This window comes from Allobosea sp. GW821-FHT09G06, assembly GCF_059416005.1.
In genome coordinates, this window is sequence record NZ_JBWKOI010000002.1 from 372,045 (window position 1) to 396,657 (window position 24,613).

Below are 24,613 nucleotides of genomic sequence, written 5' to 3' on the forward strand. Positions count from 1 at the left end.
GGAATGCGCTCAGCCTTCGCGGCCGAGCGCATAGTCGGTGAAGTTCATGCCGAGCGCCTTCTCGACGATCGGATAGACGCTGGGGTCGGTCACGCTGGAGCTCAGCGGGATCTTGCTCTTGGGCACGCGCAGCACGGAAAGCTCCATGCCCTCGCGGACATGGCCGGCGCTGACCGGCTGGCCGTCAGTGTCGAGCGTGGTGATCACGTCCGGGAAGCAGGCATGTCGCGCGCCGTCGAGGTCGGTCACCGCCATGTACTCGTTCATGACATGGATGACGCGGGCGGCGGCCCCGGTGCCGATCTGGATCGTGCCGATATCGAAGGCCTCGTTGGTGTAGCGCACGTCCTTCTTGGCGACGGTGCCGCGCGCGATGATCGAGCCGCCGGTCTCGTCGCAGATCGCGTCGATGACCGCGCTGCCGCCCTTCGGCTTGGCGGCGAGGATACGCTCGCCCAGCGCCAGAGCCATGGAGATGCCGCCGAGCGCGGCGTTCTTGCGGACATAGGCGGCTGAGACCGGGTTGCGGCAGGAGGCGATGAAGCCGCCCGACATGTCCGAGGCGGTGCGCAGGATCGGCGAGACCTTGGCGGTGGCGCCGCGCGTCACCAGCTCGATATACTGGTTCTTGGAGCGGTTGCCGCCGACCGCGACCTGGATCGTCGCTTCCGGGCTGTTGGCGAGGCCAATCGAGCCCATGTCGCCGGTGGGATGGGCGCGGATATCGCCGACCGCATCGACGACCTTCACGCCGAGAATCGCGCTCGGCAGCCAGGCGTTCAGTGTGCTCGACATGCCGTTCTGGCCGATGATCAGGCCGTAGATCGGCTTGCCCAGCGCTTCCTGCAGCAATTGCACCGCCTTGACGTAGTCGATGCCCCACATCTCCCACTCGGTCGTGCCGCCGGGCGCGCCGATCGCGGCGGCGGTGGCGATGATCGCGTCGTCGGGAATCTCGTCCATCGTGACGAGCTCGGGCCTGCCGGTATTGACCGCGGCGGTGCCGAGCATGCGGCCATGGTCGGCCCAGCCGCCTCCGCCTGCCGCGAAGACCGACCCGCCGGCGACGGCGGCCTCGACATCCCCAATCGTCAGGAAGCGTCTCATCGGCCGGCCTCGTCCCATGTCAGCCGGTCGGTCCCGGCGAAGCCGAGCTTAGAGCGCTAGGCGTGAAATGGATCATGCTTATTATGCAGCCGACCATAATTGGATGTTATCCCCATGCGGCTCAATCTCCGGCAGATCGAAGTGTTCCGGGCGATCATGATCACGGGCTCGATCAGCGGCGCGGCGCGCCTGCTCTCGGTCTCGCAGCCCGCCATCAGCCGCCTGCTCGCCTATACCGAGGATCGGTTGGCGCTGCGCCTGTTCGAGCGCGTGCGCGGCCGCGTGCAGCCGACGCCGGAAGCGCGCCGCCTGTTCCAAGAGGTCGATCAGGTCCATCAGGGCGTGGTCAGGGTCAATGAACTCGCCGATGAATTGCGCGAGCGCGGCACGGGCTCGGTGCGGATCGTCGCGAGCCCGAGCGTCGGGCAGGCGCTGGTGCCGGATGCCATCGCCCGGTTGCGAGCGCGCTTTCCTGACCTTCGCGTCGAATTCGAGGTGCTGACCCTGCTGGAGGTCGTCGCCAAGGTCGTGGCTGGCCGTGCCGATCTCGGTGTTTCGATCATTCCCGTCGACGAGCCGACGCTCGACACGGAGGTGCTCGCCGAAGGGCGGCTCATGGTCATCATGCCGCGTGACCATCCGCTGGCGCGGCTGCGCGTGGTCCGCCCGGCCGATCTCGCGCCTTATCCGCTGATCGGTTTCGGGCCGCAAACGCCCTATGGCGACGTTGTCGGGCGCGCGCTGGCGCTGAAATCGGCGCCGCTCAAGATCAGCACGGTCGTGCGCTTCACCCCGGTCGCCTGCGCCATGGTGCGGGCGGGGGCGGGCGTCGCCGTCGTCGACGAGTTCGTTCTGCGCGGGCGAACCTGGCCGGAGCTGGTCTCGCGCCCGCTCGCGCCGAAGACGCGGGTGCGCGCTCATCTGCTGACGCCGCGCTTCGAACCCCTCTCGCGCACGGCGAACGCCTTCGTCGAGATCCTGCGGGGGCTGGTGCCGTCTCCGCCGGCCGGGCAGGGCGGGGAACACGACGACAGCGCTTAACATCAGGTTATGGGCACCCGACAACAAATGATTGGCTGGGCATGATTCCGCCCTGTTAGGCTCCCCTTGGGCATGGCCGGATTGTTGCATGAGAGGGGTGCGGCATCGCGGCGTAACCACCACGACAACGGGAGCGGGAATCATGAAGATCGACTCGATCAAGCTGACGCGTGCCATTGCCGCAGGCGCCGTTCTCGCGGCGCTGATCGCCATGCCGGCCATGGCGCAGGATGCCGACCATCCGCAGGGCGAGAACCTGAAGGTCGCCTGCGATCTCGGCTTCGCGCCGTTCTGCTTCAAGACACCGGCCGGCGAAACCACCGGCTTCACCTATGACATGTCGGTCGCGCTGGCGAAGCAGCTCGGCCGCCCCGGCGTCGAGGTCACGGATTCCAACTTCTCGGCGATCTTCGCCGGCTTGTTCTCGAAGCGCTACGAGATGATTCCGGCGCCGACCAACATCACGACCGAGCGCGCTGCGCAGATGCTGTTCAGCGAGCCCTATATGCCGACGGGCCTCGGCTTCCTCGTCAAGAAGGGCGCCAAGATCGCCAATCTGGAGGAGCTGAAGGGCAAGGCCATCGCCGTCAATAACGGCTCGATCTCCGACAAGTGGCTGACCGACAACGAGGCCAAGTACGGCTATACGATCCAGCGCTACAACAAGAATGCCGACGCCGTGCAGGCGGTGATGATCGGGCGCGCCTTCGCCAATGTCGCCGACACGCCGGTCACCCGCTATGTCTCGACGCAGACCCCGATGGCGGAAGTCGCCTTTGTCCTCGATGGCGGCCGCAATTTCGGCCTCGCCTTCCGCAGGGAGGACGCGGCTTTCCGGGCCAAGGTCGAGGCGGCGCTGGAATGCATCAAGACCGACGGCACGCTGGCGACGATCCACGAGAAGTGGTTCGGCGTGAAGCCGGCCGCCGATTCCTCCAGCAGCAAGGTCTATCCCGGCATCGGCGCGCCGGAATTCGAGGGCTATGACGCGACGCCGCACAAGGCCGCCTGCAAGTGAGCTTGGCGCCCGCGCTGGCGGCCGCGTCACCTGAGACGATCGTGTTGATCGAGGGGCTGCGCAAGAGCTTCGGCCAGGTCGAGGTTCTCAGCGGCATCGATCTCAAGGTCGGCAAGGGCGAGGCCGTCGTCATCGTCGGCTCCTCCGGCTCGGGCAAGAGCACCTGCCTGCGCTGCATCAACCGGCTGGAGGAACCGACGGCGGGAACGATCCGTGTGGGTGGGCAAGTGGTCACCGGCCCCAAGGTCGATCTCGACCGCTTGCGCCGGGGCATCGGCATGGTCTTCCAGGGCATCCATCTCTACCCGCACAAGACCGCGCTGGGGAATGTCTCGCTGGCGCTGCGCAAGGTCTTGGGCCTGAGCAAGGAGGAGGCGGAGCAGAAGGCCCGCCGCCATCTCGAGGTCGTCGGCCTCGCCCACAAGGCCGATGCCTATCCGGCCGAATTGTCGGGCGGCCAGCAGCAGCGCGTCGGCATTGCGCGGGCCATGGCGCTGGAGCCGCAGGTCATGCTCTTCGACGAGCCGACCTCGGCGCTCGATCCCGAGCTCGTCGGCGAGGTGCTCAACGTCATGGTCCGCACCAAGGAGATGGGCATGACCATGATCGTGGTGACCCATGAGATGAAGTTCGCCCGCGATGTCGCCGACCGCGTCGTCTTCATGGACCATGGCGCGATCTTGGCCGAGGGCACGCCGCAGGAAATCCTGGTCAACCCGCAGCACCAGCGCATCCGCGACTTCGTGATGCGCTCGCACGGCTGACGGCGCCGATGGACCAGATCGTCCGCTACTTCTTCGATTTCTCGCTGATGGCGGCCTTCTGGCCGGACATCCTGCGCGGCTTCCTGATCACTGTGCAGATGTCGATCCTGACGGTCCTGATCGGCATTCCGCTCGGCCTCGCGCTGGCGATCCTCAGGCTCTACGGCATCCGCCCGCTGAACTGGCTGATCATCTTCTATATCGATTTCTTCCGCGCGATCCCGCAGCTCGTCCTGATCGTGCTGGCCTTCTTCGCGCTGCCCTATTTCGGGCTGGTGCTGGAGCCGATCACCGCGACGGTGCTGGCGCTGGCGATCGTGCTCTCGGCCTTCGCCGAGGAGATTTTCTGGGCCGGCATCAACGCCGTGCCGAAGGGGCAGTGGGAGGCCGGCCGCTCGACGGGCCTCTCCTTCACGAAGACGCTGGCCTACATCATTCTGCCGCAGGTCGTGCGCATCTCGATCCCGCCTTTGACCAATCGCGCGATCGGCATCAGCAAGGGCACGACTTTGGGCTCGGTCGTGGCGGTGCCCGAATTGCTCAACGTAACCTCCAGCATCCAGTCCAATGTCGCCAACCCGACGGCGCTGACGGTCGGCGCGCTGCTCTTCCTTCTGCTGTTCCTGCCCTTCGTGCGCTTCACGCGCTGGCTGGAGCGCGCCTATGCGCATCCGAGGTCATGATGGACGATCTCGTCACGACCTTCTTCAACCTCGACGTTCTCAAGCAGGTCTGGCCGCTGCTGCTGCAAGGCTTCTGGATGACGCTGGCGCTGGCCGCGGTCGCCGTGCCGCTCGCGGTGCTGTCAGGCGTGGCTATTGCCATGGCGCAGGACGTGCCGAACCGGCTGTTGCGCTTCCTGCTGATCGCCTATGTCGATGTGATGCGCGCCATCCCGCCGCTGGTGCTGCTGATCTTCATCTTCTTCGGCCTGCCCTTCCTCGGCCTGAAGCTCAACGAGTTCACCGCCGCCGTGCTGGCGCTGACGCTGAACGGTTCCAGCTATTTCGCCGAGATCTTCCGCGCCGGCATCGAATCCGTGCCGAGGGGCCAGCGCGAGGCGGCCCGCTCGACGGGCCTGAGCTGGTACCAGAGCATGGTCCATGTCGTGGTGCCGCAAGGCACGCGCAACGTGCTGCCGGACCTGATCAGCAACACGGTCGAGCTGGTGAAGCAGACCTCGATCGCCTCGGCCGTCGCCTTGCAGGAGCTGCTGCGTTCGGCCCAGCTCGCCCAGGGTCTGCTCTATAATCCGACACCCTTGATCGCGGTGGCGATCGTCTACTTCCTGATGTTCTGGCCCTTCGTGCGGCTGGTCTCGCGCCTGCAGAATCGCCCGGCCATGTCCGCGGCTTGAGGACGCTTTGCCAGCGCGCTCAGGCGCCCTCGGGCTTGCCGAGCGGCGCGCCGGCGCCGGTGCGCTCGGTGATCAGGCCGTAATGCTCGACGCGGCGATGCCTGGCGAAGTCGAAGATCGTCGCCTTGCCGAAGCGGGTCTCGTCGAGATCGCAGGGATGGACCAGCACGTCGTCCTCTTCATGGGTGAGCTCGCCGACGATCTTGCCATCGGGCGCCGCGATCAGCGTGCCGCCGAAGAGGTGGTGCCCGTCCTCCGTGCCGGCCTTGGCGACAGCCACGACCCAGGTCGAGTTCTGGTAGGCGCCGGCCTGTACCGAGAGGCGATGGTGGAAGAGGCGATCGGCCGCCGTCTCGTTCGGCGATTGCGAGTTGGCTGACGGCGTGTTGTAGCCGAGCACGACCATCTCGACGCCCTGCAAGCCCATGACGCGATAGGTCTCGGGCCAGCGCCGGTCGTTGCAGATCGCCATGCCGAAGAGCCCGCCCTCGAATTCCCAGACCGGGAAGCCGAGATCGCCCGGCTCGAAATAGCGTTTCTCAAGATGCTGGTGCGTCCGCTCGCTGTCGAACTCGACATGGCCGGGCAGATGGATCTTGCGGTACTTGGCGACGATCCGGCCGCTGCGATCGACCAGGATCGAGCTGTTGAAATGCCGGCCCTCGGGCGTCAGCTCGGCATAACCGAAGCTCATGGCGAGGCCGAGCTCGCGCGCCTTGTCGAAGAGCGCCTGCGTTTCCGGCCCGGGCATGCTGCGCTCGAACCACTGGTCCGCCTCGGCGCGATCCTCATGGTACCAGCGCGGGAAGAAGGTGGTGAGCGCGAGCTCGGGAAACACCACGAATGTCGCGCCCTGCGCCTTCGCCTTCTCCAGCAGAGCGATCATCCGCGCGACGACCTGCTTGCGGCTGTCGGCTCGCTGGATCGGGCCCAGTTGTGCGGCGGCGACGGTGATGAGGCGAGGCATCGGCAATGTCCTGATCTGGCCTGTGATCTGGTTCTCTCTGGAAACGGCAGCGGAGCCTGTTCCACCGACAAGCTCTAGAGGCCCTGCCTCCATTGTTCTCATGCTTTATTCGGGATCAGGCATAACCTGATGTTATCCGGATCGGCGTCAGAGCGACGGGCGCCGCCGGAGATACCAGAGCGCGAAGGCGCCGGACACCGCAAGCTGGCAGGCGACCATCAGGAAGGGCCAGTCGAAGGAGCCCGTCCGATTTGCGATCACCGCGAAGGCCAATGGCCCGCAGATCGAGCCGACGAAGCCGAACAGGCTCGCACCCGAGGTCACGTCGCCGATGAGGGCTGGCGGCGAGACCCGTGCCAGCTCCGCCATATGGACGCCGTTCCAGCCCATCGAGGTCGCCCCGACCAGGGCCATGCAGAGATAGATCAGCCAGGGGCTCGTCCCGGCCGTGCCGATCAGCAGGGCGATGGCGGAGCCCGCTGCCACCGCCAGCAGGCAAAGCAGGTGCAGGCCGCCGCCCATGCGGTCCGCCAGCCAGCCGAAGAAGATGCGCGCGAGCGTGCTGGCCACCAGCAGCGTCGCGACAAGATGGCCGGCTTCCGCCAGCGTCCGGCCGTGCCGCGTGACCATATAGGTCGCGGTGAAGGCGGTGATGCAGGCCTGCGTGATCGAGAAGGAGACGCCAAGCGCCGTCAGCATCGGCAAAGAGGCATGCGAGCTCAGCACCCGCGCCGATCTCGACAGCGAGGAGGGTGACAGGAACATCCGCGCCCAGGCCCGGTTCTGCTTGCCCTTTTCCGCATCGAGGCTTTTCCGGAATGGTTGCACGGCCAGCGCACTGACCAGCACGACCGCGACCACGGCCCAGACCGCGCCGGTGAAGCCGAAACCCAGAACCATCGGTGCCACGGCAAACCCGGCGATGGCGCCGCCGAGGGGCACGCCGGCCTGCTTGATCGAGAAGACGAGCGTCCGATGATCGGCCGGCGCCGTGCGCATCAAGATCTGGCTGCCGGCAGGCGTGTTGGGCGCGAGCCCCAGTCCGACCAGCAGCGCGCCGGCAAGGCCGATTACGGCGAAGGGCTGCGACAGCAACAGAAGCCCGGCCGCGACGAAGGCAAGGCCGATCTGCAGCGCCCGGACCGGCCCGTGATGCTCCAGCATCGGATTGCCGCAGGCCAAGAACCAGCAGATGCCGACCGAGACCACCGCCGAGACATAGCCGATGCTTTCAGGCGCGAGGCCCCAGCGTAGCGTCAGGACCGGGCCGAGGAGCGGGATGGCGGCGCCGGCAAACGAACTCACGACCTGGACGAGGAGAGTGGCGCTGAGCGCGCTTCCCCACAAAGGCAGCTTCAAGGCGGTTCCCCCGATCCCGTCGCCGCGCACCTGCTCTGCTTCTCTAGCCGAGCAGGTGAGAACCGCAGCGTCGGAAACGTTCATCCGGCAGGGGCCGCATGGGGTCGAGACGGATTGATGGGCTGACGGGGCTGCGTCGGGAGCATGCGCGCTCCCCGCGCAACCCCGTTGAAGGCAGGCCGGTCGGCCTTCCTATTTCGCGACCCACACGCCCCAGGCGCGCGTCTTGCCGGAATTGGTCAGCTCGACGCCGGCGATGCGGTCGGTCGAGGCTTCGACCAGCGGGGTGTTGTAGAGACTGATGATCGGCGCCTGATCGATCATGCGCTGGTGCATCTCGTCGAACATCGCTTGTCTTTTGGCGGGGTCCAGCTCGGTCGCCGAGGCCAGCAGCAGCTCGACCGCCCGCTTGTCCTCCCATTGGACATCGGCATCCTCGTCCTTCGAGCCGACGAAGGTCTTGTAGTTCAGCGAGGGTTCGAACCGGGCGGTGAAGCGGAAGGACTGGAGCTGGAAATTGCCCTTGCTGTAGCGGTCGAGCTGCGTCGCCCATTCCAGCATGTCGAGCTCGACGTTGAAGCCGGCCTGCTTGAGCATCGCTTGCAGGATGATGGCCGTGTCGTAAAGATGGACCAGCTTCTGCGAGGTCTGGAGCTTGATCGGGCGACCGTCATAGCCGGCCTCCTTCAGCAGCTTGCGGGCGAGATCGGGATCGTATTTGTAGCCCTGGTCGTGCACGGCGGTGTGGCTGCCGCTGGTCGTCGGGATGGCGGAGGGATTGGGCTTGCCCAAGCCGTCCGTCCGGTTCTCGACCAGCGTCTTCAGGTCGATCGCATGGGCCAACGCCTTGCGGATACGGGGATCGGCGAGAAGGGGATCGCGGTTCTGGATCAGCAGGACGTTCCAGCTCAGCCCTTGCGCCGTCGCGACCTTGATGCCCTTCGCCGCGCGCAGTTCGGCGATATCCGCGACATCGGTGATGATCCAGTCGATCTGCCGCGCCTGCAATCCGGCGCGCCGCGTCGCATCGTCGGGCACGACCATCCAGCGCACCTGATCGACATAGACTTTCCGCGCTCCGGCATAGCCGCTCGTCGGTTCGCTGCGGGATTTGTAGCCGGCGAATTTACTGAGCAGGATGAAGCTGTTCTTGCGCCATTCCGTGAAGGCGAAGGGGCCGGTTCCGACCGGCTTCACCCATTCGCCCGCGGCGTTGACGGAGTCGCGATGCAGGATCGCGGTCATGCACTGGATATTGGCGACATAGTGCAGGAACAGCGCCGACGGAGCGGCCAGCCGGAACACCACGGTCTTCGGATCGGGCGCCTCGATCGCCTCGACCTTCATATCCTGCGTGCCGTCATACCAGCCGCGGCACTGCCAGCGCGTCGCCGGGGCGAGCATGCGCTCCCAGCTCCATTTGACGTCGGCCGAGGTCATCGGCGCGCCGTTATGGAAGGTGATGCCGTCGCGCAGCTTGAAGGTGTAGCTGCGTCCGTCCGGCGACATCGCGTAGCTTTCGGCCAGCATCGGCGCGATGCTGAGGTCCTCGCGATAGGCGACCAGTGCCTCGACGACATGGTGCAGCACCGTGTCGGCATCGCCGCTGCGGCGTACACCGGGCTCGCTGCTGGTGATGTCCCCGGAAATCGCGACCCGCAATTCGCCGCCGGGTTTCGGCTCCTGCGCTGCGACGGGCGTGAGGCAAGCGAATGCGGCGACAGCCGCAAGCCATCCAAGCTTCATGATCCTGCTCCTCCCAAGGGGCGGGCCCGGCTTTCCGGTGTCACCGCAGAAATCGTCGGTCTCGCCGCCGCTATTCCCGCCTGCGGCGCAGCACGTCAGCGAAGAAATCCTTCACCGGCGGATGAACGAGGTATCCGATATGCTCGACGCCAGGCACGACATCGAAGCGCACGGCGATGCCGCGCTTCTCGAAAGCGGCTTCGAGCGAGCGCAGGCGCTCGACCCGCGTCGCGCCGGTGTCGTTGATCCCCTCCATCCAGTTCGCGGATTTCGGCGAGACGGTCACGTCCCAGGTCTCGATATCGTCACCGCCGACGACCATCTGCACGGTGACCTCGCGCATCGCCGCAAGGTCGGGTTCGCGCCCGAAGATCGCTTTCATGTCGCCGGTGCCGCGCCACCACGGCTTGTCCGGATCGGGCAGCGTCACCACGCCGGGCGCGCCGATCGACACGGCGGAAAGCCGTTCCGGGTAGAGATAGAAGAAGCGGTGCACGAACTGGCCGCCGCCCGAGAAGCCGTGCATCAGCAGCTTGTCGGTCTCGAGCCGGTAGAGCCCCGCGACCTCGTCGATCATCGAGAGCAGGATCTCGTCATAGCGGATGCCGCGGTAGAGAATGCGCTTGTAGTTATGGGTGTCGCCGGGTTCCTCGATCCCGCAGGGGAAGAGCGGCGCCAGCAGCACGCATTGGTTCGCCTCGGCGAAATCGATGAACTGGTCGCGCAGATTCGTCGCATCGCGCAGGCTGCCATGGACGAGAACGGCGAGCGGATAGCGCCGCGTGCCGGTCTCTTCGTAGCTTTCGGGCAGGTAGCAGCAATAGGAGAAGCGCTGGTCGGCCCGGCAGGCGGAAATCGCCGTGCGGCCCATCAGGTAGTAGGAGATGGTCTCGCCGTGCCCCTTGCGCATTCCGCCCTCTCTTCAATGAGCTGCTGGCCGGCCTGATGGCTCAGGCGATGGTGTCGAGCGCCTTTCGGATGCTGGCGAAGATCCGGTCGATCTCGTCGGGCTCGATCGTCAGCGGCGGCGACAGCACGATCAGATCGGCGCCGGCCCGGACGAGCACGCCGTCCTCGTAGCAGGCCTCGGCGCATTCGGCGCTGCGCTGGCCGGTGCCGCCGGGGCGCGGCGCGAACTCGATCGCGGCAACGAGTCCGATATTGCGGATGTCGATGACATGCGGCGCGCCCTTCAGCGCATGCGCCGCCTGTTCCCAATGGGCCGCGATCTTGCGGGTGCGCTCGAACAGCCCTTCCTCCTCATAGACCTGCAAGGTCGCGAGCCCGGCGGCGCAGGCCAGCGGGTGGCCGGAATAGGTGAAGCCGTGGAACAGCTCGATCGCGGATTCCGGCCCGGTCATGAAGGCGTCGTAGATATGCTTGCCGACGACGGTCGCGCCCATCGGCACGGCACCGTTGGTGAGGCCCTTGGCGCAGGTGATCATGTCCGGCGTGACGCCGAAGGCTTCCGACGCGCAGGAGGCGCCGAGCCGCCCGAAGCCGGAGATCACCTCGTCGAAGATCAAGAGGATGCCGTGCTTGTCGCAGATTTCGCGCAGGCGCTTGAGATAGCCCTTCGGCGGCGGCAGCACGCCGGTCGAGCCGGCGACGGGCTCGACGATCACGGCGGCGATGGTCGAGGCGTCATGGATCTGGACGAGCCGCTCCAGATCGTCGGCAAGTTCGACGCCATGCTCCGGCTCGCCGCGCGAGAAAGCGTTGCGCGCGAGGTCGAGCGTATGCGGCAGGTGCGCGGCGCCGGGCAGCAGTGGTCCGAAATCGCGGCGATGGCGGCTGATGCCGGCGACCGACAGGCCGCCGAAGCCCATGCCGTGATAGCCGCGCGCCCGCCCGATCAGGCGGTAGCGACCGCCTTCGCCACGCTGGCGATGATAGGCGAGCGCGACCTTCAGCGCGGTATCAACGGCTTCCGAGCCGGAATTCGAGAACAGGACGTGGTCGAGGCCGTCAGGCAGCATGCCGACCATGCGGTTCGCCAGCGTGAAGGCGTCGGGATGTCCCATCTGGAAACAGGAGACATAGTCGAGCCCGTCGGCCTGCGCCTTGATCGCCTCGCGGATGCGCGGGTGGCCATGGCCGGCATTGACGCACCAGAGGCCTGCCATGCCGTCGAGGATCCGGCGCCCGTCCGACGAGAGATAGTAATTGCCTTCCGCCCCGACGAAGAGCCGCGGCGCGCTCTTGAAGCGGCGGTTCGCGGTGAAGGGCATCCAATGCGCATCGAGATCATTGGGGCGGGCGGCGGTGGCGGGCACGGTCGGTCTCGCTGCTGGGTGATGATGAAATGAATTATTTGCAGAAAAAATACAATGTCAAGCGAGCGTGCGGAAGCCGAGGGAAGGGCGCCGCGGCTACGGGCATTATTCCGCGGGAGAGGCCGCTTCGCGCGCGGGCCGGGTCAGGTGCTGGCGCATCAGGATCACCGCCCAGTTGATGTCGCCCTGTTCGAGCGCATCCAGAATGGCGAGGTGCTCGCGGCAGGACTTGAGCAGGGCGTCGGCATCAAGCTCGCCGTAATCGGCATATTCCGTCAGTCGTCGCAGCGCGTTCTGCGCCTCCATGGCCTGGAGCAGGAAGCGGTTGCCGGAGCAGGCCGCGAGCATGGCATGGAAGCCGGCATTGATCGCGAAGAAGCGCTCGACCGAGGGCGAACGGTAGAGGTCTTCGATGAAGGCTTCATGCGCCGCACGGCTACGGGCGAATTGATGTTTGTCGACGCGGAAGCCGGGTTCCTGCAAGCCCATGCATTCGATGATCAGGCGAAAGCGGTAGCTCTCCTCGCGCGCCTGGTTCGAGGCGAGCGAGGGTACGAAGCTCCAGCCATGGCCGCGCCGGCGCTTGACCAGCCCGTCTTCGGCGAGCCGGAGCAGGACCTTGCGCAGGCCGCTGCGGCCGATGCCATAGGTTTCGAGCAGGTCGGTCTCGATCAGTTGCTCGGGGAGCCGGCCGGCCTCGCGGTCGCGCAGGATCGCCTGCAGCACGTCCTCCTCCAGGGCAGCCGGCAGCGAGCGCTCCGCCGTTTCGAGTTCGGCGCCGTCGCGCGACAGGAAGAAGCCCTGGTTGGTGCGGTTCTCGACGAGGCCCTGGCCGGCAAGGACGCCGAGCGCGGCGCGCACCGGCGTGCGCGAGACCTCGAATTCTCGCGCGATCTCCATCTCGCGCAGATGGAAGCCGGCGGGCCAGCGCCGCTCGGCGGCGAGTGCCGCGATGCGCCGCGCCAGCGACAGATGCAGCCCGCTGGGCTTGGCGCCAGCCCTTTCGGAACGGGAGGCGTCCGTCATCTCGGCAACAGGCTCACGGCGGATGGTCCTAAGGGGTGAAAAAAGACACCTTTCTTACCATGCCGCGAGCCGAGGGCAATTCCGCGGGTTGTCAGGCGGAGGGCGGTTCGATGAGCACGAGCCTCTTGCCGGCCTGCACCGTCTCGCCGGGCCCGCAAGCGATGTCGGCCACCACGCCGTCGATGCCGGCCAAAAGCGAGGTGAAGAGCTTCATCGATTCCAGCACGACGACGACCTGCCCGGCCTCGACCCTGTCGCCCGGCGCAACGCGGACTTCGGCGACCACGCCCGGCATCGGAGCAAGTATCGCTCCCGAACCTGCTCCACCGCCACCGGCTGCCACAACCGGGCGCGCTTCGCTGCCGATCCCGATAGCGAAGCTCTCGCCATCGAGCGTCAGACGGACGCGCCCGTCCGTCGTGGCGTGGCTGCCGCGTAGGAGTCTTTCCTCGAACGTAAGCTCGAAGCTGTCGGCGCCGACGCGCAGGGCCAGTTCGATCTCGCAGTCCGAGTCGAGAACGATGCGCCGGCCATCCGGCAGCAATCGAACCTCCAGCTTCGTCGTCCCGTCCTCTTCCTCGGCGATCAGGCGGCTCGTCGCCATGCCGCCGGCCGGTGCCAGCAGGCGGAAACCTGCGAGGCTGTTCCAGGCATCGACGCTTGGACGCGCCGCTTTCTGCTTCTCCAGCCAGAGCAGGGCGGCGACGGCGCGCGCCAGCCGTTGCCTTGGCCGCGTGGCCGTCCAGCCATCGGGGAAGGCGTCCTCGATGAAGCGCGTCGTCGCCTTGCCCGCGGCGAAGATCGGATGCTCGACCGCGTCGATCAGGAAGGGCAGGGTGGTGGCGGGGCCGAGAATGGCGAAGTCGCGCAAGCCAGCCACCAGCCGCGCGCAGGCCGTGGCGCGATCCGGCCCGGCCGCGATCGCCTTGGCGAGCAGCGAGTCATAGAACAGCGTGACCTCGGAGCCCGCCCGCACGCCGCTGTCGACGCGGATCGAAGCCGGCTCGGCATAGCCCTCGATCCGTCCGGTATCCGGCCGGAACCCCTGATCAGCGCGTTCGGCGGTGATGCGGGCTTCGATCGCGTGCCCGCTCTCGCGGATATCGGGCTGCAAGGCCGGAAGTCGCTCACCGGCGGCGATCCGGATCTGCCATTCGACGAGGTCGTAGCCGGTGATCGCCTCGGTGACGGGATGCTCGACCTGCAAACGCGTGTTCATTTCGAGGAACCAGGGCTCGTCGAAGCCATCTTCCAGGATGAACTCGACGGTGCCGAGATTGTCGTAGCCGATGGCCTTTGCCAGCGCGACGCCGCGCTCCAGCAGCTTGGTTCGGATCGCTGGCGTGAGATTGGGGGCGGGCGCTTCTTCCAGAACCTTCTGGTTGTTGCGCTGGACCGAGCAGTCGCGCTCGAACAGATGCACGACATTGCCGTGCTTGTCGCCGGCCACCTGCACCTCAAGATGGCGCGGCCGCATCACCAGCTTCTCGATCAATAGCGCCGGATCGCCGAAGGCGGCCTGCGCCTCGGCACGCGCCATCTCCAGCGCCGGCACCAGTTCCTCTGCCGCGAAGACGCGGCGCATGCCCTTGCCGCCGCCGCCGGCCGAGGCCTTGATCATCACGGGGTAGCCGATCCGCGCCGCCGCATCCGCCAGCGCGGCGTTCGACTGGTCGCCGCCGGCATAGCCGGGCACGCTCGGCACACCGGCTTTCTCCGCGATCAGCTTCGAGCCGATCTTCGGGCCCATCGCGGTGATGCATTCGGCGGAGGGGCCGACGAAGATGCGCCCCGCCTGCCGGCAGAGCAGCGGCAGGTCGGGCTTCTCGGAGAGGAAGCCGTAGCCCGGATGGATGGCATCAGTGCCGCTGCGCGCGGCGGCTTCCATGATCGCCTCCGCCCGCAGATAGCTGTCGCGCGCGGCGGCGGGGCCGATGCGGACGGCCTCGTCGGCGAAGGCAACATGCTGTGCATCGCGATCGGCATCGGAGAAGACGGCGACGGTGCGGATGCCGAGGCGTCGGCAGGTCCGCATGATCCGCACGGCAATTTCGCCGCGATTGGCGATGAGAAGGGAGCCGATCATCAGGATCACATCCGGTAGACGGGGCGATGCCCGGGCAGGTCGATCTCGCGCGCGGCGAGCGAGAGGCACAGGCCCAGCACGTCGCGGGTCTGGGCCGGCTCGATGATGCCGTCGTCCCAGAGCCGCGCCGTCGCGTAATAGGGCGTGCTCTGCTCCTCGAACTGGCGGCGCGTCTCGCGATCGAGTTTTTCGATATCGGCCTCGTTCGCGCTGCCGCGCGTCAGGCTGGAGCGCCTGAGTTCGGTCACCACGGTCGCGGCCACCTCCGGCGACATCGTCGCGATGCGTGCGTTGGGCCATGCGAAGAGGAAGCGCGGCTGGAAGCCCCGCCCGCACATGCCGTAATTCCCGGCGCCGTAGGAGCCGCCGATGATGACGGTGTAGCGCGGCACGCGCGCATTCGAGACGGCATAGACCAGCTTGGCCGAGTGCTTGGCGATGCCGTTGCGCTCCGCATCTGTCCCGACCATGAAGCCGGTGATGTTCTGCAGGAACAGCAGCGGGATGCGGCGCTGGTCGCAGAGCTCGATGAAATGCGCGCCCTTGAGCGCGCTGTCGGAGAACAGCACGCCGTTATTGGCGATGATGCCGACAGGCTGGCCGTGGATATGGGCGAAACCGGTGACCAGCGTCGCGCCGAAATCCGGCTTGAAGGCGTCGAAGACGCTGCCGTCGACCATGCGGGCGATGACCTCGCGCACATCGAAAGGCTGCTTCAGGTCGGTGCCGACGATGGCTTCGATCTCGGCGGGGTCGTAGAGCGGCGGCGTGACGGCACGCGCCGAGACACGCGGCGGCGCCGGCCAGTTCAGCGCGCCGACGATGTCACGGAGCTTGGCGATCGCCTCGAACTCGTCTTCGGCGAGATAGTCGCTGACGCCCGAGACCTGCGTATGCATCTCGGCGCCGCCCAGCGTCTCGCCATCGACGATCTCGTTGATCGCGGCCTTCACGATCGGCGGCCCGCCGAGATGGATGCGGCCGGTGCCGCGCACCATCACGACCTCGTCGGAGAGCGCCGGGATATAGGCCCCGCCCGCCGTGCAGCCGCCGAACACCGCCGATATCTGCGGCAGACCGGCCGCCGACATCCGACATTGCTGCAGGAAGGCGCCGCCGAAATGGTCGCGGTCGGGGAAGACGCGGTCCTGCTCAGGCAGGAAGGCGCCGCCGCAATCGACGAGATAGACGCAAGGCAAGCGGTTCTCGAAGGCAATCTCCTGCGCACGCAGATGCTTCTTGACCGTCTCGTGGAAGAAGGAGCCGCCCTTCACCGTCGCATCATTGGCGATGATCATGCAGGGCGTGCCCGCGACCACGCCGATGCCGGTGACGATGCCGGCGCCCGGCACCTCGTTGCCATAGAGTGCCCAGGCCGCGAGCGGCGAGAGTTCGAGGAAGGGCGATAGCGGGTCGACCAGCAGGTCGATGCGCTCGCGGACCGGGATCTTGCCGCGCTCGCGATGGCGCGCCCTGAGCTTCTCGCCGCCGCCGGCCAGCACGCGCGCATGGCGCACACGCAAGGTCTGGATCAGCGCCCCGTAGGCGGCCCGTTTCTGCTGCTGCTCGGCCCCGGAGCCGACCCTGCTTTCGATGACCGGCATGCGTGCTGCGCCTCCTCGGCCTCCCGGCGGCTGGCCCGCCGGTAGAGCAATGTCATTTACCTACCTGCCGGTAGGCAGTTAGGCAAGGGGTGTTGATGGCGGTGGCGCGATGGGCGTGACGGCAGGCAGGATTCAGATGAGGGTGCACGGAGGCATGGAACGTTCGGCGGTGGCCGGCATTCGTCATACTGACACAGGCGTGTCGATACATTGATATCAAGCCATTCGAGGGGCGCCGAAGCTCCCGTCACAATGGAGACGACCATGAAGATCGTGACCAGCTTGAGTTTCCGGGGTGAATGCCGGGCAGCGTTCGAGTTCTACGCCAAGGTCCTCGGCGGCAAGATCACCGCGGCCATGCCTTATGGCGACGCGCCGCCCGACATGCCGATCACCGACGAGAAGTACAAGACCTGGCTGATGCATTGCTGGCTGGAGATTGGCGACCAGGCCCTGATGGGCGCCGACATGGACACGGCCTGGGCTCCGAATGTCGACAAGCCCAAGAACGGCTTCGACGTCACCTTGCACACCAATGACAAGGCTGAAGGCCAGCGCTGGTACGATCAGCTCTCCGAGGGCGGGCGGGCCGGCATGCCGTTCGGCGAGACCTTCTGGTCGCCCGGCTTCGGCTCGCTCACCGACAAGTTCGGCATTCCCTGGATGATCAACACCATCCCCGCGGCGGACTGGAAGCCGTCGCAGGGCTGATCAGGCTGTCAGGCGCGCCCCGCGGAACCCGCGGGGCGGCTTGGTCACACGAGATGGAAGGACTGCTGCAGCACGTCGCGGGAATCGAGGCCGAGCTGCACGTCGAACTGACCGCTCTCGAGCACCTCCTTCAGGTCCCCGTTGATGAACTTCAGCTGGTCCGGGCCGATCTCGAAGCGCACCACGCGGCTCTCGCCGGGCTTCAGCGTCACCTTCTGGAAGCCCTTCAGCTCCTTGATCGGCCGCGCGATCGAGGCATAGGGGTCGGCGATATAGAGCTGCACGACGTTGGCGCCCGCGAAGCTGCCGGTATTGGTCAGCGTCGCTTCGGCGGTCAGCTTCTCGCCGCGCTTGATGCGGGCGGCCGAGAGCTTGAGGTCGGTCAGGGTGAAGCTGCTGAAGCTCAGGCCGAAACCGAACGGATAGAGCCCGCCCTGCTCCTCCTCGAAATATTGCGAGGTGTAGTTGCCGGGCTTGCCCGGGGTGAAGGGGCGCCCGATCCGCAGCGCGTTGTAATAAGTCGGGATCTGGCCGGCCGAGCGCGGGAAGCTGATCGGCAGCTTGGCGGCGGGGTTGTGGTCGCCGAACAGGATGTCGGCGATGGCGTTGCCACCCTCGGTGCCGGCATACCAGGTCTCCAGCAGCGCGTCGGCATTGTCCTTTTCCCAGCCGATCGCGAGCGGGCGGCCGTTCATCAGCACGACGACCAGCGGCTTGCCGGTCGCCTTCAGTGCCTGCAGCAGCTTGCGCTGCGAGCCCGGCATCTCGATCGTGACGCGGCTCGACGATTCATGCGACATGCCGCGCACCTCGCCGACGACGGCGATCACCACGTCGGACTGGTTGGCGACCGCGACGGCCTCCTCGATCATTACGTCGAGTGGGCGCGGGTCCTGGATGACCTCGGGCTTGTCCCAGTTGAGATAGTTCAGGTAGTCGACGATCTTCTGGTCGTCGAGCACGTTGGCGCCGCGCGCGATCAAGAGCTTCGCCTTGTCGCCGATCGCCTTCTCGATGCCGGCCTTGACCGTGACGGCCTGCTCCGCGACGCCCTGCGCCGACCAGCTGCCGAGAATGTCGAGCCCTGAATCGGCCAGCGGTCCGACGAGCGCGATCGTGCCCTGCTTCTTCAGCGGCAGGGTCTGGTTGCGGTTCTCCAGCAGCACGATGGACTCGCGCGCGATCTCGCGGGCCGGCTCGCGATGCAGGCGGTCGTTCGAGCGCACATCGACCGGATCGTCCTCCTGCTTGCCCATGCGCAGGAACGGGTTGGCGAAGAGGCCCATGTCGTATTTGGCGCCGAGCACCTCGCGCACGCAGGCGTCGAGCTCGGCCATCTTGATCTCGCCGGAGGCGATCAGGCCGGGCACTTCCGCGAGATAGACCTGGTCGGCCATGCTGAGGTCGATGCCGGCGCGGATGGCGAGCTTGGCAGCCTCGCGGTTGTCGCGGGCGACGCCGTGGCGCGTCAGTTCCGTGATCGCGCCATGGTCGCTGACGGTGACGCCCTTGAAGCCCCATTGCTTGCGCAGGAGGTCCTGCAGCAGCCAGATATTGGAGGTCGCCGGCACGCCGTTGATCGAGTTGAGCGCGACCATGACGCCGCCGGCCCCGGCATCGATCGCCGCGCGATAGGGCGGCAGGTAGACCTGGTGCATGCGCAGCAGGCTCATGTCGACAGTGTTGTAGTCGCGCCCGCCTTCGACCGCGCCGTAAAGCGCGAAATGCTTGACCGCGGCCATGATGGTGTCGGGCTGGTCGGGCGAGGTGCCCTGGAAGCCGCGGACGCTCGCCCGCGCGCATTCGCTGACGAGGAATGGGTCCTCGCCGAAGCCCTCGGAGGTGCGGCCCCAGCGCGGATCGTGGCTGATGTCGACCATCGGCGCGAAGGTCATGTCGACGCCGTCATTGCAGGCTTCGACCGCCGAGACGCGGGCCATCCGCTCGATGACGGCCATGTCGAAGCTCGACGCCAGGCCGAGCGGGATCGGGAAGGTGGTGCGATGGCCGTGGACCACGTCATAGGCGAAGAAGAGCGGGATCTTCAGGCGCGAGCGCTTGACGGCGGCTTCCTGGAGCGGCCGATTGTCGCGCCGGACCACGGTGTTGAACGAGCCGGCGATGCGCCCGGCCGCGACCTCGTCCATGAGCTGCGCATGCGGCATCTCGGGGCCGATGCTGATCAGGCGCAACTGGCCGACCTTCTCGTCCACCGTCATCTGCGCGATCAGCTTGTCGACGAAGGCCTTCTTCTTGGCAGCCGGATCGGCGGTGCGGGCCTGTTTCGGCCTGGCTGCGGCGGGAAGCGCCGCCATTCCGGCCACGAAGGCGGCCGAGGCCATGGCACCGAGCGCCTGCCGGCGGGAGAGGCCGGCAGCGGCCTCCTCAGGGGACACCGTCTCCAGTCCTTCGACGACCGGCGCAGCCTTCTGATGATCCATGCTGATTTCGTTCACTCAGGTTGTCGGGGGTGACGGGGAGCGCGGGAGCGGTTCGGGAAGAACGGCGCTCATTCCTTGACCCTCGTCGCGATGATGGGCATTTGTGCTTGGGTCGCGCCGCCGTCAACAGAGGACGAGCGCTCCGTCCCGCCGACGCCCACCTTTAAGGAGCTAGTGTGAACTTGTCGACCCGTTCCGCCGACGGGGCCCCGCTCATGGCCCGGTCTTCCTCTTCAGCCCGACCCATGCTGATGCGGCTGCTGAACCGGTGCGGACAGACCCGGAGCGGGTCCGGTCTCGCGCGTCTCGGTCTGGCGCTCGGCATGCTCGCCGCTGCGGCTGTCGCCGGCCCGTCGGCCTTCGCGCAGCAGCGCCCGACATTCGGGCTCGACGACGTGGTCGCCAAGGCCAGGGCGCTGGCGGAGGCGCCCTATGTCGCGCCGGTCAGCAATCTGCCCGACGTCTTCAGCAAGATGCAGTTCGCCGACTACCAGAAGATGCAGCCGAAGCGCGATCGCTTCGCCTGGATGGAGCACAAGACCCCGTTCAAGCTCGCCTTCTATCACCAGGGCATGCAGTTCAACACGCCGGTGAGGATCAGCGAGATCGTCGACGGTGCCGCTCACGAAATCCCCTACGATTCCGGGCGCTTCGACTTCGCCGACCTGCATTTCGACCGCGACGCCACGAGCAAGCTCGGCTGGGCCGGCTTCCGGGTGGTCTACCCGATCAACAAGGCCGGCAAGCTCGACGAGATCATGAGCGTGCTCGGCGCGAGCTATTTCCGCGTCATCGGCAAGAACCAGATCTACGGCCTGTCCGGGCGCGGGCTGGCGATCGATACCGGGCTGCCGATCGCCGAGGAGTTTCCCGCCTTCCGCGAGTTCTGGCTGCGTCGTCCCAAGCCGAAGGACAAGCACCTGACCTTCTACGCGCTGATGGATTCGGTGCGCGCCTCCGGCGCCTACGAGTTCACGCTGACGCCGGGTGCCGACGCCGTTCTCAGCGTCAAGTCGCGGATTTTCCTGCGGCGGGACGCCTCGCCGACGACGATCGGCATCGCGCCGCTGACCAGCATGTTCCTCTTCGGCCCGCAGCAGCCCTCGCCGACGCCGAATTTCCGCCCCGCGATCCACGATTCCAACGGGCTTGCCGTTCGGCGTGGCGATGGCGAATGGATCTGGCGCCCGCTGGTCAACCCGTCGATGGTCACGATCAGCGACATCGCGGCGGAAAACCCGAAGGGCTTCGGCCTGCTCCAGCGCGGGCGTGACTTCTCGCGCTACGAGGACCTGAAGGACCGCTACGACCTGCGCCCGAGCGCCTGGATCGAGCCGACCAACGACTGGGGCAAGGGCAATGTCCGCCTCGTTGAGATTCCGACCGCCGACGAGACCAACGACAACATCGTCACGCTCTGGGTGCCGGATGTGAGGCCGCCCTTCGGCGAGCCGATGCGCTTCGATTACCGGATGCACTGGACCATGGACGAGCCGGCCCTGATGAAGGGCGACATCTCGCATGTCTGGCAGACGATGCGTTCGAGCGGAGAGTTCTACCAGTCCAACCTGATCCGCGCCGGCGACGGCACGCTCGCCTTCCTGATCGATTTCAAGGGTCCCTCGCTGCGCAAGCTGCCGAAGGACGCCCGGCCGACGGCCGTGGTCGGCGCCAACGACAATGTCGAGATCGTCGGCACCGAGTTGCAGCCCAACCCCGCCATCCAGGGCTGGCGCCTGAGCTACCGGATCAAGATCAAGAACCCGGCGGTCTCGTCCGATCTCACGGCGGTGCTGAAGCTCGGCGACCGGACGCTGACCGAGACCTGGAAGTTCAGGCTGCCGGCCTCGCAGGCGGCGACGAACAAGGAAACCTATCTCAACCGCTTCAAGGCGATGGAATAGGCAGCGGGGCCTTCGCGCCGCGCCGATAGCGAGCGCCCGAACCTGATCATCGGGCGCTCGACGCATCGATAGACGAGCCAGGACAGCGCGAGCGTCAGCCCGACGCAGATCAGCATCGTGCCGATATCGCCGATCCCCCCGGTCAGGGTCAGGGCGCAATAGACGGCGGCGTTCACGATCCCGTGGAACAGGTACAGCGAGTAGCTGATCAGCCCGATACGGGCGAGCAGGCCGGAGCGCGGCCGTTCCAGCCGGATGGCGGCAAGGAAGACCGCGAGGGCCGCGATGTAGGCGCCCAGCACGGGCGTCAGCCCCTCCATGACGAAATTGTCGCCGCGCGCCAGCGAGAATGACGCCACCGCCAGCAAGGCCGCCAGCTGCGCAAGTCCGAGTACCAGTGCCGCAAGGCCTGCGCCTGGCCTCCGTTCGACCAGCCAGAGCCGCAGCAGAAGCCCCAGGAACAGGAAGGACAGGTGCATGCCGAGATACTGGACCGGCAGCTCGACGACGCCCTGCACGCGCAGCTGAATGGGCAGGGCGGTGGCGGCGATCAGGCAAAGGCTCAAGCCAAGCAGGGCACTGATACGGCGCAGGAGTCCCGTCGCGAACAGCAAGGCTGCGAGGGCGTAGAAGGCGAGTTCGACGAACAGGGTCCAGTAGATCGGCGAGAGCCAGGGTTGGCCGAAGAGCGGTGGCGCCATGGTCAGATTGGCCAGCACGGTCGCCGCGGGGGGCAATCCACCGGTCAGCATAAGCAGGACGAGCGCCAGCCAGAACGCGGGATAGAGCCGGAACAGCCGCGAGATCGCGAAATGCCGGAGCGGTGTCTCGCCGGAGATGCTGAAAGGCACGACGAAACCGCTGATCAGGAAGAACAGCGCCACGCCGAACCGGCCGAGGCTCAGACTCTCGGAGACCGATCGAGCGACAACACTCATCGGTCCCGCCGCGGCGGGCGCCTGCCGGATCAGGTCGCCGAACAGGTGCTCGACCATCACGCCGAGCGCCGCGATCGCTCGCAATCCGTCGAGATGGGCATAGCGTTGGTGCGTCATGCCGGCCTCATCGCAGGCCGAGCGCGTGGAGCGTCGCCGCATCGAAGCCCGGTCCGGTCTCGTTCTCGGCAAGCGCGAAGCCGCCGGTTCCCGCATAGGTCCAGGCGGCCCAGGCGAAGCCATGGGCCTCGGCGAGCTGGCGCATGTCGCGCAGCCAGGTTTCGCGAGAGGCGTTTCCCTCTGGCGTCCTCAGATAGGGCGTCGTGTGCACACCAAATTCGCCGAGCAGGACGGCGTGAGCCGGCAGGCGCTGAGCGATGCGCCAGGCACTCACCTCCCGGAAGGTCCGTTCGAGGGCGAAGCGATCGAACCCGGCGTAGCGCGCGAGGGTTCGCTTCGCTTTCCGGGCCTCGGCCAGCGCAGCGCCTTCCAAGCCGAGCTTGGCGATGCGTCGTCGGGTTGCCGCTGTCATCGCGTCGGCCGAGGGCGGTGCCGGGTAGGGGATCGCATCCAGCGCATGGGCCGGGCTGCCGCGCACGCCCTGATGCGTGAACTGCCAGGGCGCGTAGTCGTGATAGGTATAGATCAGGCGATGATCGCCCGCGAAAGGCCGCGTATCGATCGCCGTTAGCGCTGCCGCCGCATTCATCGACCCGCCACCCAGAACGAGCGGCAGCCTGGCCGAGCCCATGCGGGCGGCCCTGTAGCTGGCTTCGAGCATGGGCTGCCAGACCGGCTGGGGCACTTCCGGCTCGTTCATCAGTTCGAAGGCGAGCCTCGGCAGGCCGGTGGACGCCCTGTACTCGGCCAGTCGCCCGAGCAGACCGGCCAGCCGTTGCTGCAAGCCGAGCACGGCCCGGAAGTGGGGCGCGGCCACGCCCGCAGTCAGGGCAGCCGGCCGGTAGGCCGGATGCATCGCACTCGGATGCAGGTCGACGATCACGCCGAGATCGGCATCGAGCAGGTCGCGCACCGTGCTCATGAGAAGCGCATCGAGCCGGTCGCGGGCCGCGCCCTGGAGCGCGAGGAAAGGCCCGGCATCGACCGCCAAGCGCACGAAATCGAAGCCGGCGGCGCGGATCGCCTGCCGCTGCGCCGCGTCGAAACGGAAGCGCGGGGCCGAGAAGGGCGCCTCGCCATAGGAGCCGTCGGCGGCGACCTCGGCCCAGCCCAGTGCATGCGAGACGCCGATGCCGCGCCGAAATTGCGGGATATCGCTGTCGGAATGGCCAGTAGCCTGTCCCTGACGGGCAGCGACGGATGCCGCGAGACCGACCATGCCGGCGAGGACAGAGCGGCGGTTCGTCACGATGAAGGCTCCGTGACGACCGCCCCGCCGCGATAGCGTGCCGTCAGGGCGCCATCGAGGATCGTCATGCCGTCCAGCCCTGCGAACGGGGCGGCCAGGCCGCGCAAGGAGGCTTCGCGAAGCGCGGGTTCGATCGTCCGCGACGGCACGAAGCGAACGTCGCTCCAGCCTGAGCTTTCGAACTCGCTGATATAGCCCGCGGGGCGCTGGCGGTTCGGCTGCCCCGGAAAGGCGAAGAGCCGGTAGAGCGGCTCGGAATAGCGATAGATGTTGTTGGGGTCCTGCTCGCGAATCCAGCGCGAATGGGTCTGCAGGTCGATGATGTGGACCGCTTCGCAGCCGGGCCGTGCGACCTGCGTCATGGCTGCGATGGCGGCGGCCGGGTTGTCGTAATGCTCGAAGGCCGCGCAACTGACGATCAGGTCGAACAATCGCCCCTCGGCCAGGCGCGGAATGTCGAAATCGCGCCCGACCGCATAGCCGAAATCGCGGGAGCCCGGCGCGCAAGCGAGCGACAGCGCGCGTTCCCGGTCGGCTGTGGAACCTTCCGGGAAGCGTGCGAGCAGCCGCTCGTAGAATGCTGGGTCTTCGCCGGCGGCAAGATCGAACACGTCGATCGCGTGATAGGATCGGGCGCCGAGCGCGAGGAAGAGCACGCCGTTGCCGCGCGAGGCGCCGGGGCTGAGCTCCAGCACGTCCCGCCCGCGCAGGTCGAAATCCGGTGACATGAAGCGCCGCAGCGAGGCGAAGATATCGAGCAGATAGGCGATCTGGCCGTCTGCGTCCGATCTCGCCACGTCGTTCGGCGTGGTGTAGCCGTTGAGTTTGCTCTTGCCCCAGGCGAGGCCGAGGAAGCCGAGGCCGAGCACGGTCATTTCGAGGTTTCGTAGCGCCAGCCTCAT

20 protein-coding genes are annotated in these 24,613 nt (G+C 66.9%); 7 read left to right on the forward strand and 13 right to left on the reverse strand.

The genetic code is table 11. The annotated features are described in order from the left end of the window. Positions 1 to 9: 9 nt before the first annotated feature. Entirely contained in the window at positions 10 to 1,107 is a 1,098-nt protein-coding gene (gene ertC, locus AC07NY_RS11910) for a thiohydantoin desulfurase (protein WP_494584011.1), read from the reverse strand. Positions 1,108 to 1,221: 114 nt separating this feature from the next. Here ertC and AC07NY_RS11915 point away from each other — a divergent pair, with 114 nt between their 5' ends. From AC07NY_RS11915 to AC07NY_RS11935, 5 genes are all read left to right on the forward strand, one after another. Further along, positions 1,222 to 2,148: a LysR family transcriptional regulator gene (locus tag AC07NY_RS11915; protein ID WP_494584012.1), complete on the forward strand. Its 927-nt coding sequence runs from the start codon at positions 1,222 to 1,224 to the stop codon at positions 2,146 to 2,148. A 142-nt stretch (positions 2,149 to 2,290) separates the two neighbouring features. Further along, positions 2,291 to 3,166: a substrate-binding periplasmic protein gene (locus AC07NY_RS11920; RefSeq protein ID WP_494584013.1), complete on the forward strand. Its 876-nt coding sequence runs from the start codon at positions 2,291 to 2,293 to the stop codon at positions 3,164 to 3,166. Next, positions 3,163 to 3,930, forward strand: a complete 768-nt coding sequence (locus AC07NY_RS11925; protein WP_494584014.1) for an amino acid ABC transporter ATP-binding protein — start codon at positions 3,163 to 3,165, stop codon at positions 3,928 to 3,930. Before AC07NY_RS11920 ends, AC07NY_RS11925 begins: the two co-directional genes overlap by 4 nt. Before the next feature lie 8 nt (positions 3,931 to 3,938). Further along, positions 3,939 to 4,613 carry an amino acid ABC transporter permease gene (locus AC07NY_RS11930; protein WP_494584015.1) on the forward strand — a complete coding sequence of 225 codons (675 nt, stop codon included), beginning with the start codon at positions 3,939 to 3,941 and terminating at the stop codon, positions 4,611 to 4,613. Beyond that, positions 4,613 to 5,287 (forward strand): amino acid ABC transporter permease, encoded by a 675-nt coding sequence (locus AC07NY_RS11935; RefSeq protein ID WP_492284648.1) that lies wholly within the window; start codon positions 4,613 to 4,615, stop codon positions 5,285 to 5,287. The genes AC07NY_RS11930 and AC07NY_RS11935 overlap by 1 nt, the downstream gene beginning before the upstream one ends. Positions 5,288 to 5,306: 19 nt before the next feature. On the opposite strand, the gene AC07NY_RS11940 is transcribed toward AC07NY_RS11935, so the two are convergent. The 8 genes from AC07NY_RS11940 to AC07NY_RS11975 all read right to left on the reverse strand — a co-directional run bounded on the left by AC07NY_RS11940 (position 5,307) and on the right by AC07NY_RS11975 (position 16,351). Next, positions 5,307 to 6,254: an N-carbamoyl-D-amino-acid hydrolase gene (locus AC07NY_RS11940; RefSeq protein WP_494584016.1), complete on the reverse strand. Its 948-nt coding sequence runs from the start codon at positions 6,252 to 6,254 to the stop codon at positions 5,307 to 5,309. A gap of 147 nt (positions 6,255 to 6,401) precedes the next feature. Next, positions 6,402 to 7,613 carry an MFS transporter gene (locus AC07NY_RS11945; RefSeq protein ID WP_494584017.1) on the reverse strand — a complete coding sequence of 404 codons (1,212 nt, stop codon included), beginning with the start codon at positions 7,611 to 7,613 and terminating at the stop codon, positions 6,402 to 6,404. A 192-nt stretch (positions 7,614 to 7,805) separates the two neighbouring features. Then, entirely contained in the window at positions 7,806 to 9,359 is a 1,554-nt protein-coding gene (locus AC07NY_RS11950) for an ABC transporter substrate-binding protein (RefSeq protein WP_494584018.1), read from the reverse strand. A 70-nt stretch (positions 9,360 to 9,429) separates the two neighbouring features. Next, positions 9,430 to 10,269 (reverse strand): alpha/beta hydrolase, encoded by an 840-nt coding sequence (locus AC07NY_RS11955; RefSeq protein ID WP_494584019.1) that lies wholly within the window; start codon positions 10,267 to 10,269, stop codon positions 9,430 to 9,432. Between the two features lie 40 nt (positions 10,270 to 10,309). Further along, a complete protein-coding gene (gene aptA, locus AC07NY_RS11960) occupies positions 10,310 to 11,635 on the reverse strand; it encodes an omega-aminotransferase AptA (protein WP_494584020.1) in 1,326 nt (441 codons plus the stop codon). 105 nt (positions 11,636 to 11,740) lie between these two features. After that, a complete protein-coding gene (locus AC07NY_RS11965) occupies positions 11,741 to 12,661 on the reverse strand; it encodes a GntR family transcriptional regulator (RefSeq protein WP_494584021.1) in 921 nt (306 codons plus the stop codon). A 91-nt stretch (positions 12,662 to 12,752) separates the two neighbouring features. Then, a complete protein-coding gene (locus tag AC07NY_RS11970) occupies positions 12,753 to 14,747 on the reverse strand; it encodes an acetyl/propionyl/methylcrotonyl-CoA carboxylase subunit alpha (RefSeq protein WP_494584022.1) in 1,995 nt (664 codons plus the stop codon). 5 nt (positions 14,748 to 14,752) lie between these two features. Further along, positions 14,753 to 16,351 carry an acyl-CoA carboxylase subunit beta gene (locus tag AC07NY_RS11975; protein WP_494584023.1) on the reverse strand — a complete coding sequence of 533 codons (1,599 nt, stop codon included), beginning with the start codon at positions 16,349 to 16,351 and terminating at the stop codon, positions 14,753 to 14,755. Positions 16,352 to 16,615: 264 nt separating this feature from the next. On the opposite strand from AC07NY_RS11975, the gene AC07NY_RS11980 reads away from it, so the two are divergent. Further along, positions 16,616 to 17,062 (forward strand): VOC family protein, encoded by a 447-nt coding sequence (locus AC07NY_RS11980; RefSeq protein ID WP_494584024.1) that lies wholly within the window; start codon positions 16,616 to 16,618, stop codon positions 17,060 to 17,062. Positions 17,063 to 17,106: 44 nt separating this feature from the next. Here the strand turns inward: AC07NY_RS11980 and bglX are convergent, their stop codons facing one another. Beyond that, entirely contained in the window at positions 17,107 to 19,503 is a 2,397-nt protein-coding gene (gene bglX, locus AC07NY_RS11985; protein ID WP_494584025.1) for a beta-glucosidase BglX, read from the reverse strand. A gap of 323 nt (positions 19,504 to 19,826) precedes the next feature. Here bglX and AC07NY_RS11990 point away from each other — a divergent pair, with 323 nt between their 5' ends. Then, the gene (locus AC07NY_RS11990) at positions 19,827 to 21,407 is read left to right on the forward strand and encodes a glucan biosynthesis protein G (RefSeq protein ID WP_494584026.1); all 1,581 of its coding nucleotides are present in this window, start codon (positions 19,827 to 19,829) and stop codon (positions 21,405 to 21,407) included. On the opposite strand, the gene AC07NY_RS11995 is transcribed toward AC07NY_RS11990, so the two are convergent. From AC07NY_RS11995 to AC07NY_RS12005, 3 genes are read right to left on the reverse strand one after another with little or no spacing between them, the layout of a single operon-like run. After that, positions 21,377 to 22,462, reverse strand: coding sequence for an acyltransferase family protein (locus AC07NY_RS11995; protein WP_494584027.1), 1,086 nt, complete (start codon positions 22,460 to 22,462; stop codon positions 21,377 to 21,379). The genes AC07NY_RS11990 and AC07NY_RS11995 overlap by 31 nt on opposite strands. A 7-nt stretch (positions 22,463 to 22,469) precedes the next feature. Next, entirely contained in the window at positions 22,470 to 23,711 is a 1,242-nt protein-coding gene (locus tag AC07NY_RS12000) for a glycoside hydrolase family 5 protein (RefSeq protein WP_494584028.1), read from the reverse strand. Continuing rightward, a complete protein-coding gene (locus AC07NY_RS12005; RefSeq protein ID WP_494584029.1) occupies positions 23,708 to 24,613 on the reverse strand; it encodes a class I SAM-dependent methyltransferase in 906 nt (301 codons plus the stop codon). The genes AC07NY_RS12000 and AC07NY_RS12005 overlap by 4 nt, the downstream gene beginning before the upstream one ends.

Bases quoted from the DNA above. Each gene is read 5' to 3' on its own strand.
- AC07NY_RS11980 (WP_494584024.1), top strand. From the start codon at position 16,616: ATGAAGATCGTGACCAGCTTGAGTTTCCGGGGTGAATGCCGGGCAGCG.
- AC07NY_RS11940 (WP_494584016.1), bottom strand. From the start codon at position 6,254: ATGCCTCGCCTCATCACCGTCGCCGCCGCACAACTGGGCCCGATCCAG.
- AC07NY_RS11930 (WP_494584015.1), top strand. From the start codon at position 3,939: ATGGACCAGATCGTCCGCTACTTCTTCGATTTCTCGCTGATGGCGGCC.
- AC07NY_RS11950 (WP_494584018.1), bottom strand. From the start codon at position 9,359: ATGAAGCTTGGATGGCTTGCGGCTGTCGCCGCATTCGCTTGCCTCACG.
- AC07NY_RS12005 (WP_494584029.1), bottom strand. From the start codon at position 24,613: ATGAGGCTGGCGCTACGAAACCTCGAAATGACCGTGCTCGGCCTCGGC.
- AC07NY_RS11970 (WP_494584022.1), bottom strand. From the start codon at position 14,747: ATGATCGGCTCCCTTCTCATCGCCAATCGCGGCGAAATTGCCGTGCGG.
- bglX (WP_494584025.1), bottom strand. From the start codon at position 19,503: ATGGATCATCAGAAGGCTGCGCCGGTCGTCGAAGGACTGGAGACGGTG.
- AC07NY_RS11955 (WP_494584019.1), bottom strand. From the start codon at position 10,269: ATGCGCAAGGGGCACGGCGAGACCATCTCCTACTACCTGATGGGCCGC.
- AC07NY_RS11975 (WP_494584023.1), bottom strand. From the start codon at position 16,351: ATGCCGGTCATCGAAAGCAGGGTCGGCTCCGGGGCCGAGCAGCAGCAG.
- AC07NY_RS11990 (WP_494584026.1), top strand. From the start codon at position 19,827: ATGCTCGCCGCTGCGGCTGTCGCCGGCCCGTCGGCCTTCGCGCAGCAG.
- AC07NY_RS11965 (WP_494584021.1), bottom strand. From the start codon at position 12,661: ATGACGGACGCCTCCCGTTCCGAAAGGGCTGGCGCCAAGCCCAGCGGG.
- AC07NY_RS11995 (WP_494584027.1), bottom strand. From the start codon at position 22,462: ATGACGCACCAACGCTATGCCCATCTCGACGGATTGCGAGCGATCGCG.
- AC07NY_RS11920 (WP_494584013.1), top strand. From the start codon at position 2,291: ATGAAGATCGACTCGATCAAGCTGACGCGTGCCATTGCCGCAGGCGCC.
- AC07NY_RS11935 (WP_492284648.1), top strand. From the start codon at position 4,613: ATGGACGATCTCGTCACGACCTTCTTCAACCTCGACGTTCTCAAGCAG.
- AC07NY_RS11915 (WP_494584012.1), top strand. From the start codon at position 1,222: ATGCGGCTCAATCTCCGGCAGATCGAAGTGTTCCGGGCGATCATGATC.
- ertC (WP_494584011.1), bottom strand. From the start codon at position 1,107: ATGAGACGCTTCCTGACGATTGGGGATGTCGAGGCCGCCGTCGCCGGC.